At 52.9% G+C, this 13,449-nt stretch carries 12 protein-coding genes; 5 read left to right on the forward strand and 7 right to left on the reverse strand.

What is annotated here, in order from left to right; all coding sequences use genetic code 11:
* Position 1 precedes the first annotated feature (1 nt).
* The 5 genes from C0557_RS12180 to C0557_RS12200 all read right to left on the reverse strand — a co-directional run bounded on the left by C0557_RS12180 (position 2) and on the right by C0557_RS12200 (position 6,618).
* On the reverse strand, positions 2 to 1,015 hold the full coding sequence (locus C0557_RS12180) for an ABC transporter ATP-binding protein (RefSeq protein WP_208658628.1): 1,014 nt from the start codon (positions 1,013 to 1,015) through the stop codon (positions 2 to 4).
* A 17-nt stretch (positions 1,016 to 1,032) separates the two neighbouring features.
* Positions 1,033 to 2,175 (reverse strand): putative ABC transporter substrate-binding protein YdcS, encoded by a 1,143-nt coding sequence (gene ydcS, locus C0557_RS12185; protein ID WP_208658629.1) that lies wholly within the window; start codon positions 2,173 to 2,175, stop codon positions 1,033 to 1,035.
* Between the two features lie 346 nt (positions 2,176 to 2,521).
* Positions 2,522 to 3,928, reverse strand: a complete 1,407-nt coding sequence (locus C0557_RS12190; RefSeq protein ID WP_208658630.1) for a PLP-dependent aminotransferase family protein — start codon at positions 3,926 to 3,928, stop codon at positions 2,522 to 2,524.
* A gap of 100 nt (positions 3,929 to 4,028) precedes the next feature.
* The gene (locus C0557_RS12195) at positions 4,029 to 4,913 is read right to left on the reverse strand and encodes a hypothetical protein (RefSeq protein ID WP_208658631.1); all 885 of its coding nucleotides are present in this window, start codon (positions 4,911 to 4,913) and stop codon (positions 4,029 to 4,031) included.
* Positions 4,906 to 6,618 (reverse strand): AAA family ATPase, encoded by a 1,713-nt coding sequence (locus C0557_RS12200; protein ID WP_208658632.1) that lies wholly within the window; start codon positions 6,616 to 6,618, stop codon positions 4,906 to 4,908. Before C0557_RS12200 ends, C0557_RS12195 begins: the two co-directional genes overlap by 8 nt.
* A gap of 220 nt (positions 6,619 to 6,838) precedes the next feature.
* Here C0557_RS12200 and C0557_RS12205 point away from each other — a divergent pair, with 220 nt between their 5' ends.
* From C0557_RS12205 to C0557_RS12215, 3 genes are read left to right on the forward strand one after another with little or no spacing between them, the layout of a single operon-like run.
* A complete protein-coding gene (locus C0557_RS12205) occupies positions 6,839 to 8,176 on the forward strand; it encodes a cytochrome ubiquinol oxidase subunit I (protein WP_208658633.1) in 1,338 nt (445 codons plus the stop codon).
* The gene (gene cydB / locus C0557_RS12210) at positions 8,176 to 9,186 is read left to right on the forward strand and encodes a cytochrome d ubiquinol oxidase subunit II (protein ID WP_208658634.1); all 1,011 of its coding nucleotides are present in this window, start codon (positions 8,176 to 8,178) and stop codon (positions 9,184 to 9,186) included. Before C0557_RS12205 ends, cydB begins: the two co-directional genes overlap by 1 nt.
* Positions 9,186 to 9,314, forward strand: a complete 129-nt coding sequence (locus C0557_RS12215; RefSeq protein ID WP_208658635.1) for a DUF2474 domain-containing protein — start codon at positions 9,186 to 9,188, stop codon at positions 9,312 to 9,314. Before cydB ends, C0557_RS12215 begins: the two co-directional genes overlap by 1 nt.
* A gap of 124 nt (positions 9,315 to 9,438) precedes the next feature.
* Here the strand turns inward: C0557_RS12215 and C0557_RS12220 are convergent, their stop codons facing one another.
* Positions 9,439 to 10,356 carry a LysR family transcriptional regulator gene (locus tag C0557_RS12220; RefSeq protein ID WP_208658636.1) on the reverse strand — a complete coding sequence of 306 codons (918 nt, stop codon included), beginning with the start codon at positions 10,354 to 10,356 and terminating at the stop codon, positions 9,439 to 9,441.
* Positions 10,357 to 10,450: 94 nt separating this feature from the next.
* Here C0557_RS12220 and C0557_RS12225 point away from each other — a divergent pair, with 94 nt between their 5' ends.
* Positions 10,451 to 11,416: an NAD-dependent epimerase/dehydratase family protein gene (locus C0557_RS12225; protein ID WP_208658637.1), complete on the forward strand. Its 966-nt coding sequence runs from the start codon at positions 10,451 to 10,453 to the stop codon at positions 11,414 to 11,416.
* 189 nt (positions 11,417 to 11,605) lie between these two features.
* Here C0557_RS12225 and C0557_RS12230 read toward each other — a convergent pair whose 3' ends face one another.
* Positions 11,606 to 12,517 (reverse strand): LysR substrate-binding domain-containing protein, encoded by a 912-nt coding sequence (locus C0557_RS12230; protein ID WP_208658638.1) that lies wholly within the window; start codon positions 12,515 to 12,517, stop codon positions 11,606 to 11,608.
* Positions 12,518 to 12,658: 141 nt separating this feature from the next.
* On the opposite strand from C0557_RS12230, the gene C0557_RS12235 reads away from it, so the two are divergent.
* Complete coding sequence (locus C0557_RS12235; RefSeq protein WP_074776505.1) at positions 12,659 to 13,420, forward strand: sulfite exporter TauE/SafE family protein; 762 nt, start codon at positions 12,659 to 12,661, stop codon at positions 13,418 to 13,420.
* Positions 13,421 to 13,449 lie beyond the last annotated feature (29 nt).

Genomic DNA, 13,449 nt, shown 5'->3' on the forward strand with positions numbered 1-13,449 from the left:
GTCACCCCGCTCCCTGCAACGGCACCATCGCGTCCCGCGACCATGAAATCTGCACCTGTTGCCCCGGCGTCAGTATTTCGGTCAGCAGCAGGCCGGAGAGATTCGCCTGGCTGACCAGCACTTTCTCCCCCTGCGCCAGCAGCAGTTCAAAACGCGTCGCCGCTCCCTGATACTGCACCGCCTGCACCACGGCGTTGACTTCAATTTCCCCTGGCGCGTTCAGGCGAATATGTTCCGGGCGCAACGAAAAGGTGCCCTGCATACCGCACAGTTTGCTGGCAAGCTCCTGATTGAAGACGTTTGACGTACCGACAAACCCGGCGACAAACGGCGTGCGCGGGCGCAGGTAAAGTTCACGCGGGGTATCAATCTGCTCGATGCGGCCGTTATTAAACACCGCCACCCGATCCGACATCGACAGCGCTTCGCCCTGATCGTGAGTGACGAAAATAAAAGTGATGCCGAGATCCTGTTGCAGTTTTTTCAGCTCCAGTTGCATCTGTTCGCGCAGTTTCAGATCGAGCGCGCCGAGCGGCTCATCCAGCAGCAAGACGCGCGGCTCGTTAACCAGCGCACGGGCGATCGCCACCCGTTGCCGCTGCCCGCCGGAGAGTTGTGAAGGTTTGCGTGTATGGACAAAACCGAGCGCCACCTTTTCCAGCGCTTCACGGGCGCGGGCGTGGCGCTGCTTTTTGTCCACGCCTTTCACCATCAGCCCGTAGGCCACATTGTCGAGAATCGACATATGCGGGAACAGCGCGTAGTCCTGGAACACGGTGTTGACGTCCCGCTCCCACGGCGGCAGTTCGCTGGCTTCACGGCCAAAGATGCGGATTGCGCCGCCGCTCAATTGCTCAAACCCGGCAATCAGCCGCAGACAGGTGGTTTTGCCGGAGCCGGACGGCCCCAGCATGGAGAAAAACTCCCCGTCGTTGACGGCGATAGTGACGCCGTCAACCGCCCGGATGTCGCCGTATAACCGCGAGACATCCAGAAATTCCACTGCATAGGTCATGCTTGGCTCCTGGCAGGTTAACGGCCACCCATAATGGCGATGTAATCCTGTGTCCAGCGGCTGTACGGCACATATTTGCCACCCTCAGCAACCGGGGTTTTCCAGAAAGCGATTTTGTCAAAGAAGCGGTAACCGTTGGTTTCGCAGCCTTGCTCACCCAGCAGCGTGCTGGCTTTGCACCCTTCCGGCACCACTGGCAGCGAACCAAACCAGGCGGCCACGTCGCCCTGAACTTTTGGCGTCAGCGACCAGTTCATCCACTTGTAGGCGCAGTTCGGGTGTTTCGCATCGGCATGCAATATCGTGGTATCCGCCCAGCCTGTAACGCCCTCTTTCGGAAATACGGTGGCAATCGGCTGGTTTTCCCCTTTCAGGGCATTCGCCTGATACGGCCAGGCGCTGGAGGCGACAACGCCTTCGTTTTTGAAGTCGCTCATCTGTACCGTGGTGTCATGCCAGTAGCGGTGGATCAGCATGTGCTGATCGCGCAGAGTTTTCAGCACCGCCTGATATTGCGCTTCCGTGAGCTGGTAGGGATCGTCAATACCCAGTTGCGGCTGCGTGGCTTTCAGGAACAGCGCCGCATCGGCGATGTAGATCGGCCCGTCGTAAGCCTGCACGCGCCCTTTATTGGTTTTACCATCCGGCAGGTTTTGTTGCACAAACACCACCGACCAGCTATCCGGCGGCGTCGGGAAGGTTTTGGTGTTATACATCAGCAGGTTTGGTCCCCACTGATACGGCGTGCCATACACTTTGCCGCCGACGTTAAACCACGCGCCGTTAACCAGTTTCGGGTCGAGGGTTTTCCAGTTCGGGATCAGCGCAGTATTAATCGGCTGCACGCGTTTCCCCATAATCAGGCGCAGCGAGGCATCGCCGGAGGCGGTGACCAGATCGTAACCGCCTTTCGCCATCAGGCTGACCATTTCATCGGAGGTGGCGGCGGTTTTGACGTTCACCGCGCAACCGGTGTCCTTTTCAAAGGCGGTAACCCAGTCATATTGCTTGTCGGTCTGGCCGCGTTCGATATACCCCGGCCAGGCAATAATATCCAGACGACCTTCCCCTTTTCCTACTTCGGTGGGTTCGGCGGCATGCGCGACCATCATCGTCATGCTCAGCGCACACAGACTGCTGCGGGCAAATTTCTTGCTCATTGTTTACTCCTGTCGCAATGAAAAAAGTGCGGCAGCCTTGCCGTAAATATATCTCCCTTAATAAAAATAGACGGCACGCGGACGGCCAGAATGTCGCCCGGCGTAAATTTCGCCAGGATGTGACACATAACGCATTACGTTTCGAATGAAAATGATAACCGGCCGTCTTTTTGAGTATAGACAAGGAGTTAGCCGGTACGCGGTTAATCTGTGTTGCTATTCACATTTCCTATGAATACACAAAACAAAAGCACAGAAAATAATGACGGCGCCCTGCAAGTTTTCACCGTCACTATTTTTAAAATGAGAACAAGATATTCAGAAAATAAGAATGGGGTGAGCGAGTTTATTTCATCATCTGGCGAATCAATTCCCCTAAGCGAATTGCCGCACGCTCCTCTTTATCGCCCCACGCCCAGGCGCAATTAAAGCGGAAAAAGGATTGCCAGCGGTCTGATGTTGAGAACATTTTCCCCGGCGCGATGCTGATATGGTGCGCCAGCGCCTGCTGGCTCAGTACTCCGGCATCCAGCCCGGCGGGCAGCTCCAGCCAGAGAAAATAGCCGCTCTCATTGCGGTAAATTTTTACCTCCGGCGGAAGATGGCGCAGCAGCGCCTGCCAGGCCAGATGCTTGCGCTCCGCCAGCACGCGCCGCAGGCGGCGCAGATGCGCGTCATAGTGATGGGTGGAGAGATAATCGACCAGCGCCAGTTGCAGCGGCGAACTGGTGGAGAGCGTACTCATTAACTGCAGTTGCTGAATGCGCCGCGCGTGGCGACCGGCCGCCACCCAGCCAACGCGGAAACCGGCGACCAGGCATTTAGAAAACGACGAGCAGTGCAGCGTCATATCCTGCTTATCCCACGCTTTTGCCGGTAACGGCTGCTCGCGGCCGTAATAGAGTTCGCTGTAGACATCGTCTTCGATAAGCGTGACGTTATGTTCCGCCAATAGCGCCACCAGATGCGCTTTTTTCTCCGCGCTCAACGTAAAACCGAGCGGGTTCTGGCTATTGGTCATCAGCCAGCAGGCTTTTACCGGATAATCGGCCAATGCCTGCGCCAGCGCATCGAGATCGATCCCCTCTTTCACATCCGTCGGCACCGACAGCGCTTTCAGCTTTAAACGCTCCAGCGCCTGCAACGCGCCATAAAAGCACGGGCTTTCAATGATCACCCAGTCGCCCGGTTCGGTAACCGCCTGCAAACTGAGGTTCAGCGCCTCCAGCGCTCCGGCGGTAATGACAATTTCGTCCGGCGAGATGTTCATCCCCTGACGGGCGTAGCGCCGGGCAATGGCGTGTCGCAACTGGCTGTTGCCCGGCGGCAGGTTTTCAATCACGCTCATGGCGGTGGCGCTTTTACTGACCTTCGCCAGCGAACGGTTAAGCTGCGGCATCGGAAACAGTTTCGGATCGGGAAACGCCGAGCCAAACGGTAGCACCGAGGCATCGCAGCTGGCCTGCAATACATCGAAAATATAGGTATTGATATCCACCGCTTCATCGCGGGTAACCTGCGCCGCCGCCACGCGTGGCACACCGGATGCCGGTGCGACAAAGTAACCGGATTGCGGCCGGGCAATCACCCGCCCCTGGCTTTCCAGCAACTGATAAGCGTGGCCCACCGTCATAAAACTCAGCCCGCTGCTGGTGACCTGCTCACGCAGCGACGGCAGTTTTTCCCCCGGACGCCAGACGCCAAGCTCAATTTGTTCACTGATTTGTTGCGCCAGGCGCTGGTATTTTTTCATGCATATTCACCGGGTTGAGGATGATGAATATCATGGCACGGGAACTCGCCTTTTACTATATCAGTTCACGTAAACCAGCCATTGTAGAGGTACTGTTATGCTACAGAGGGATAAGCGCTTTGCCCGGTAGTCTGCCTCGGGTAAAGAGCTTGCTGGCCAGCCAGGTGAACACACGCTCATCCAGTAATGCATCGACAAATAATGAATTCCAGTTATTTTTTGAAGCATACTCTTCATCCTTTGCCTGCAATTCCCATTCAAGAATGTCTCGCAGATGACCAATACTCTTCGGATTTTCCCGCAATGGCGTTATATAAACCGCAGGCCTGCGGCAAAAATCAATAAAACGCTTCCGCACGTAGTTTTCCAGTTTTTCCTGTACCAGTTTTTCGAAATGATAATTAACGGCGGTGAAGTCCGGGTGGCTTGCTGGTAATATTACTCTGCTACTCACGGTCGGAGCCGAATCAAGGTGATGAAGATCGACTTTAATTAATCGCTGTTGCAGGCAGTTATCAAAATAGGGATGCAGGAAGCGCTCATTGACATTTTTTCCGGTTAAGCGGTTACTTCTTTTACTGTTGCACAGGCAGGTAGGTACAAGATTTAAAGAGAAAATCGCGAAAATATTATGCGGCGCTTGTGGCAAATAATGATCAATGGTGCCGCAAGAAAATGAACCACACATCGGGCAACAGCGAAAACTGTGTTCATCACGTAGTTTATCAATAAATTTGATCGGCAACATAGGGTGATCATAATAGTATGATAACAGTTCCCCCATCTCTTTGCTGATAGATATTTTACTCAACCCGGCAATTATTTTTTCTGGATTTCCCCGGTTAGTTTTGTAGAGCCGATAAGCAGCTTTTATATTGCTGATATCACTGGCTAACCCAATGACCTTGGCCATTTTTGTACTTCGTGAATTTAAGATATCGAGACGCTTTTCATCACGATAATTAGCACATCTTAACTTATTCATTTGAGCCTTCCAGGGCAATTCGCAATGAGGACAATAACTCACTTGCCAGCAAATGTCCGTAATCACGTGCCAATGCTTCCCAGCCTTCTGTTCTGTATTTTTCTAGCAAAATGGCAGTGATACGTTCAACTTGCGGCGTTTGCTGTTCCTGGCCAAATACGAACCATGAAATTGCGCCGACATCGGCTCCCAGTGTTTTCAGGATCGGTACATCGACAGTTATTTCATCTTCATTTTTCTGCCGTAACACAACGACCTGTTCCTGGCTTACTTCACGGACAAAATACACCGAGTGAGTTGCAACGATGGCAACCGATCCGCTCATTTCAAGCAAATTAAACAATAAATTCGCGAACTGGCTAATAAACTGCGGGTGGAGATGGGTTTCAGGCTCATCAATCAGTACCAGCGTACCATTATCAATATGGCAACAGGCTTGCGCGGCGAAAGCGAGAAAATTTCGCTCTCCGCTGCTGAGAGGGTAACGTCTGTCGCCACACTGGCGAAAGGGTTCCTCATGTACAAGCACATCATTGAAGGAGTCGATACGGACACGCCCCGGCCAGGGTTGATAAATATTCGCCAGTTCGTCAAGGGTAATAAAGCCACCATCACTATGATGCGCAAGCGCAATCTCATGGCTATTATCAATAGAATGTAACGCCGCGCGGAAAATATCCCAACGACTGCGGTTCCCTAGCGTTTCCCGTACGCGAGCCAGCTTCAGAATATCATTGACAATAAAATTACGATCCAGCCTGCTACGTGGAGCGGTATTCGGATTGAGTAAAAAACGACGATAATAAATTTGTACCGGAGCGTATAAATCCGGACGATTCATTGTACGCCCATCATCAGGAAAAAGAGATTGCAACTCTTTTGACGGCGAGAACGCAAGCAGTCGGTTGACCATCACTCGCTGATGAGTCTCAGGAACAAAAAAATTATCCTTTTTGGCAATTAATGCCGAGGCGATTTCTGCCAGCGTCTGGCTTTTCCCTATACCATTTTTACCAATAATGACAGCAATGCGCTGAGAAATGAGGTTTTCAAGATTGAAATTGAATGTAATTTCATGTGGCGTGGACATAGTCTCACGTTTGAATCGAATATGCATACTGGATGAGATAACATCAAATAACTCTTCATTTAATCCACGCAAGATCGTCCCGGCATTATTCCATGCAAACCAGGAGCTTGAGTGACGAAGGAATGAGTATTTAAATATACTGCGATCTTCCAGTTTGGTAATAAATTCAGATGAGATATTAAGCTCTTTGGCCAGAATGACATCATTGAGTTTTTTGAGTATGGTTTGTGCTGCATCCAGGCCAAAACTCTTGATCAGTAAGCGATACTCCGCAGAACTTTTTAGCATTATATAGAAAGAACCGATACTGTTCTTTAAATCAATGTAATCGGTATCATTCCTTTTAAAGTAGCGAGAAATTATCTGTAAGCCGTCATTATCTTCATCAAGGTCGCGTATGGCGTTATTCATGTCAATAAACCCGATATAACCGGGCACCAGTACACTGTCCGTTGCTGTCTTTATTAAAATTGCGACATTGGAAAAATAGCCGTTATCGTTCCAGGCGCGATCGATATGCTGGCTTTGAATATAAATACCGGGCTTTTTTTCATAATCTCGGAATCTGTTGGAGGGTCGCACCAGATAGACCGGTAATTGCTCGATGCTATTCATCGTTTTCCCTGGTTTATTTTCTTTTCGACGATTTAACATCGACCATTGCCTGCACGATGTCAACGCCCATAAATTATAGCCTTTTACTCTTTTTTATATCAGTAATGAAATTTACATAGTTTATAACAACTGTTATACAAAAATTTCGCCAATCTGTTTCTGCAAGTTCCGGCTCGCACTCATTACCATACCCCTCACAGCAGTTGATCTGAGGTTGTCTATGTTTGGTTTAGACGCGTTTCACCTGGCGAGAATACAGTTCGCCTTCACCGTTTCGTTTCACATTATTTTTCCGGCGATCACCATCGGGCTGGCCAGTTTTCTGGCGGTGCTGGAGGGCTTATGGCTGAAAACCCGTAACCCGGACTGGCGCACGCTGTACCACTTCTGGTCGAAGGTTTTCGCCGTTAACTTCGGCATGGGCGTGGTTTCCGGGTTGGTGATGGCTTACCAGTTTGGCACCAACTGGAGCGGCTTTTCCCAGTTCGCGGGCAGCATTACCGGGCCATTACTGACCTATGAAGTGCTGACCGCGTTCTTTCTGGAAGCCGGTTTTCTCGGCGTGATGCTGTTTGGCTGGAACCGCGTCGGGCCGGGGCTGCACTATTTTGCCACCTGCATGGTGGCGCTGGGCACGCTGATGTCCACTTTCTGGATCCTCGCCTCCAATAGCTGGATGCACACACCGCAGGGTTACATTATCGAGCAGGGCCAGGTGGTTCCGGTGGACTGGCTGAAAGTGATCTTCAACCCTTCCTTCCCGTATCGCCTGATGCATATGACCATCGCCGCGTTCCTCAGCAGTGCGCTGTTTGTCGGCGCATCTGCCGCCTGGCATTTACTGCGCGGTAACGATACGCCCGCGATGCGCAAAATGTTCTCAATGGCGATGTGGATGGCGCTGATTGTCGCGCCAATCCAGGCGATGGTGGGCGATATGCACGGGCTTAACACGCTGGAGCATCAACCGGCAAAAATTGCCGCCATTGAAGGCCACTGGGAGAATCCGCCCGGCGAAGCCACCCCGCTGCTGCTGTTCGGCCTGCCGGATATGCAACAGGAACGCACCCGTTACGCGGTTGAGATCCCGGCGCTTGGCAGCCTGATCCTTACTCACAGCCTGGATAAACAGGTTCCGGCGCTAAAAGAGTTTCCCAAAGACGAGCGCCCTTATGCGCCGCTGGTGTTCTGGTCATTTCGCGTGATGGTCGGCCTCGGCGTGCTGATGATCGCCCTAGGTGTCGGCGCGCTGTGGCTGCGCTACAAACAGCGGCTCTACCAATCGCGACCGTTCCTGCATTTTGCCCTGTGGATGGGGCCTGCCGGGCTGATCGCCATTCTCGCCGGTTGGGTCACCACCGAAGTTGGCCGCCAGCCGTGGGTCGTCAACGGATTGTTGCGCACGGCCGATGCGGTTTCGGCGCACGGCGTGATGCAGATGAGTCTCAGCCTGCTGACATTCTTCGTGGTTTACAGCGCCGTTTTTGGTGTCGGCTACAGCTATATGGTGCGGTTGATCTGCAAAGGCCCGCAAGCCTGGCATGAGGAGGCTAAATAATGGGTATCGATCTTTCGCTGATCTGGTTTGTGATTATTGTTTTTGCCACCCTGATGTACATCGTGATGGACGGTTTTGATCTGGGGATCGGCATTCTGTTTCCGCTGACCCGCGATGCTCACGATCGCGATGTGATGGTGAACAGTGTTGCGCCGGTCTGGGACGGCAACGAGACCTGGCTGGTGCTCGGCGGAGCGGGGTTGTTCGGCGCATTTCCGCTGGCTTATGCGGTGATTGTTGATGCGCTGACCATTCCGCTGACGCTCATGCTGCTGGGGCTGATTTTTCGCGGCGTGGCGTTCGAGTTTCGTTTCAAAGCCACGCCTGCGCATCGTCCGTTCTGGGATAAAGCGTTTATGGCAGGTTCTGTACTGGCAACCTTTACTCAGGGCGTGGTGGTTGGCGCAGTGCTGAATGGTTTTTCGGTCAGCGGACGGCGCTTTAACGGCGGCGCGCTGGACTGGCTGACGCCCTTCACCCTGTTCTGCGGCGTCGGGCTGGTGATTGCCTATGCGCTGCTGGGCGCAAGCTGGCTGGTGATGAAAAGCGGCGCGCCGTTGCAGGATAAAATGCGCGCAGCGGCGAGGAAATTGCTGCTGGTTTTACTGGCGGTTATTGCGGTCATCAGCCTGTGGACACCGCTGGCGCACCCGGAGATTGCTTCCCGTTGGTTCAGCCTGCCAAACCTGTTGTTCTTCGCGCCGGTGCCGCTGCTGGTTATTGCACTCAGCGCCTGGTTGTGGCGCAGCCTCGGCAATCCTCAGCATCATGCATTGCCGTTTGTGCAGACGCTGGGCCTGATTTTCCTCGGCTTTAGCGGGCTGGGCATCAGCATCTGGCCGCATATCATTCCGCCGGATATCACCTTCTGGCAGGCCGCCGCACCGCCGCAAAGCCAGGGCTTTATGCTGGTCGGCGCGCTGCTGATTATCCCGATTATCCTGGTCTATACCGCGTGGAGCTATTATGTGTTTCGCGGCAAAGTACAACCTGGCGAGGGCTATCACTGATGAAACAATCGTTTTTCAACCGCCTGATGTGGCTGATACTGATCTGGGGCGGCAGCGTGCTGGCGCTGGCCGCCGTGAGTATGGTGTTCCGCCTGCTGATGTCGGCGGCCGGGTTTAAATCCCACTGATGTGTGCAGAGTTTGCTGTGGTAAACAGCAAACTCTTTTTTATAGAAATAAGGCGGTTATGGACGAGAAGCGGATGTCTGTCTTGTTCTGCTGACTGCAAAACCCTGCTCTGCTTGCGAAGGCGTTAAATAGATGAGCGATGTGCTTTATTGATATAAGCCTGTAAGCCCTCTGCAAGAATATCGAATACCGTTTTACAGGCCTGGCTGTGGCGCAAGTCCTCGTGCATCACCAACCAGGTATCAAGATGGAATGCAAAGAAATCAGGCATCAACCTCTTTAATGGGACAGGAAAATCGGCAAGTTGAACCTGGCATATACCTATACCAGCACCTGCGCGAATAAGGTTCAACTGCGCCACATCACTGTCAGTACGTAAGGTAAATACTTCACGATTCAACTGAGGATAGTGCTTCAGTGCCTGTAAAATAAAGGGCGTCGTTTTATCAAAGCCGACAAGCGCATGCGTGAACAACGCGTCAATACTTTCCGGTGCGGCATGCCGGGCAAGATAGGAATGTGATGCATGCAGACCAATTTCAATACTGCCTAACCGGCGTGCAATCAGTTGCTCCTGCATCGGTGTGGTCATGCGTACCGCAATATCCACTTCCCGGTTCAATAAATCCTGCATTCGGTTAGACAGAACCAGTTCAATTGTAACCTGCGGATAATCCTCTTTAATGCGTGCAATCAGGGGAGGAAGAACTTCCGTGCCGATAATTTCGCTCGCAGAAACACGCACCACTCCACGCAACCCGGCGGTGAGGATACTGAAGCTGGCAGCCGTTCGCTCAATCATACTGGCCGTGTTTTCCATCGCTTGCGCATGGCCTTGAATTGCTACCGCCGCATCCGTGGCCTGCAGGCCAGTCTGAGACCGAGTAAACAAAACCAGACCAAGGGCGGATTCCAGTGCTGCCACGTGGCGCCCCGCTGTGGGCTGGGTAATGGCAAGCATGCGGGCTGCCCCCGACAGGGAGCCTTCTTTCATCACCGCCAGGAAGGTTCGATACCATTCCCATGGAATATTTATCTTCATACAAAAATGCATACCTGCTGCCTGATGTTATGCAATTACATTTAGCTCGCGCAGGCACTACGATGTCAAGCAGACATCCGGCAAAGGCAAGGTTATGAAAAACAGAAACAAGGTACTCATATTGGGCGCAACAGGCGGAATCGGTAGCGAAATCGCCCGTAAACTCATCCGTGAAAAATGGGACGTTCACGCATTGCGCCGCAATGCTCCAGGTGAAAAGCACGGAAATATGACGTGGATAGACGGTGATGCGTTGAATGCAGAACAGGTAACGGCGGCTGCGTCAGAATGTCGCGTGATTGTCCATGCCGTTAATCCGCCAGGTTATCGAAACTGGGAACAACTGGTTTTGCCAATGTTACATAACACCATCAGTGCGGCGGAGCGAAATGATGCATTAATCGTTCTCCCGGGCACCGTTTACAACTACGGTCCGGACGCCTTTCCTCTCTTGCGGGAGAACTCGCCTCAGACTCCCGTCACCAAAAAAGGAGCCATACGGGTGCAAATGGAGAAGGCGCTGTTCGCCTACGCGCAGCGAGGCGGAAAGGTGCTGATTCTGCGGGCAGGTGACTTCTTTGGCCCTGACGCAGGTAACAGCTGGTTTTCACAGGGATGGATCAAACCGGGTCAACTTCCCCGGACAATTAAAAACCCGGGTAAAGCCGGAGCAGGCCATCAATGGGCCTATCTGCCGGACGTCGCCGAAACGCTGTCTGCATTGTTGGCGCGTCGGGACCAACTCGAGCCGTTTGCCTGTTTTCATATGCGGGGGCACTGGGATCCCGATGGCACGGAGATGGCCGCAGCGATACAGCATGTCGCGAAACTTGCTGGTATTAAAGCGAAGGTAAAATCATTTCCCTGGTGGCTCATCTTTGCGATGGCACCGTTCAATACCACACTGCATGAGATGCGGGAGATGCGGTATTTGTGGGAACAGCCAATACAGATGGACAATTCAAAACTGATCGATTTTTTGGGCCATGAACCGCATACCCCGCTTATTGAGGCCGTGCGTACTACTTTGATCGGCCTGGGCTGTATTCATCACGCGTGAGTAACGCGTTTGTGAGCGGATCAGATGAGTCACCGTTGCGGCAACCTCTTCCCGCGTGGCAATGCGGCGGATGGGATGGAGTGCTATCAGCGACTCCGGAACCGATTCGCCTAACTATCGCCGGGGCGTGAAAACAATGTCGTGCAATCTCCAGCCGTGGATTGCCGGAAGTGAGGCACCCAATATAAATTAATCAGGCTCGCCTTTCTGATCCTGAGAAGTTAACGCAGCCAGATTGATATAGTTAAGGATCCTCATATTCCTCTCTTCGCTTCGCGTCACCAGCGCCATGCATAACTCCGCATCGTCATCCGCCAACGGGATGAACACCACCCCACCGGGCCTGAGGCTGTCAACCGGTTTGGGCAGAACAGAAATCCCCACACCCGCCGCGACCAGCCCAATGTGCGTCAACACCTCTGCGGCTTCCTGGACAACGGTTGGTGTGAATCCGGCCCGTTGGCAAAGCCGTCTGACCAGTTCAGGAACCGCCGCTCCTGATGTTTCCGGGTAAAAGATAAAAGACGCGTTACGCATGGCGGCAATGGGCAGAGAATCGGCCGTCGCTTGAGGGTGATCTTCTGGCAGAACAACGCAGAGCCGGTCATGCCTGAGGATGCGGATGTCCAGCCCATCCTGCCGGGTGCCGGGTGTCAGACGCACGTAGCCGATATCAATTTCCTGCTGAAGAAGCGCGTCAAACTGCTGGCGGGAGTACATCTCGCGAAGTGAGATCCTGACGTCAGGATAATGGCGTCGGTAGGTTTTAAGCGGCTGACTGAGTTCATCCACAAATAAGCCGGTGGTGGTAAACCCTATTCGCAACTCCCCCCTTTTCCCCTGCTCAATATCACGTAATTCAGCCTGCAGATTACCGCTGATGCGTAATATTTCCTTCGCCTGAATGACGAGGTGCTCCCCGGCTTCCGTCAGCGCCACACTGCGCCTCGTCCGGTTAAAGAGTTTTACACCCAGCTCGCCTTCAAGTGACTGGATCTGCTGCGACAGCGGAGGCTGGCCAATATTGAGTTTTTCTGCGGCGCGCGTGAAGTGCAGCTCTTGCGCGACGGTCAGAAAATAACGCAGATGACGAAATTCCACTTATATGCCCGGATATATAAATTGATGCTTATTTATATATTGGACAGCAAAACAAGGCAATCCTACCATGGCAGCCGCCAGCAAATATGACGCCAATGCAAACACTTAGCGCCGACCATAGCATTTCAGTAAGGAACACCAATGCATAACGAGCTTTACCTGCTGCTCCCTGTCGCATTTATTGCCGGGATCATTAACGCGGCTGTCGGCGGTGGCGGATTGATCACTATTCCGACCTTTTACAGCACCCTGCCACATTTCACGCCTGCGCAAATCATGGGGATCGACAAGCTCTCTTCCGTTATGGGGCACCTGATGTCTGTCCGGCAGTTTATGACAAGATTGCGCCTGCCCTGGCAACTGATCCTGCCCACCGCAGCCAGTGCGGTTGTCGGCGCTTACTCGGGGATCCGGCTACTGGACTTTATGCCTTCCGCGTGGATGCGCCCGGTCGTTATCGTGGTGCTGGCGGTGATGGTGGCCTACACCTGGTTCAAACCCCAGTTCGGTCATCATGATACCAGTCAGGCACCGACCCGGGCCGATCTCATCAAGGGTGTTTGCCTGGGCTTTGCTATCGGCTTTTATGACGGATTTATTGGGCCGGGAACGGGAAGTTTTCTGCTGTTTTTGTTTATCCGTTTCTTTCATTTTGATTTTTTGCGGGCAACCGCCTGCGCCAAAGTTGTCAATTTTGGCACCAACTTCGCGACGTTGTTTTTTCTTATTCCACACGGTCTTATTGATTATGGGCTGGCTATTCCACTGGGGATCGCGGCAATCAGTGGCTCCTTTATCGGCGTACAGATTGCGCTTAAGGGGGGAAATCAATGGATACGCCGACTTTTCCTGTTACTGGCGTGCAGCCTGCTGATCAAGCTGTTATGGGAAACGATCCACTGAACCAAACAGCAATGAATTACGCAACAGGC

The sequence above is a fragment of the Kosakonia sp. MUSA4 genome (genome assembly GCF_013085925.1).
GTDB classification, from domain to species: Bacteria; Pseudomonadota; Gammaproteobacteria; order Enterobacterales; family Enterobacteriaceae; genus Kosakonia; species Kosakonia sacchari_B.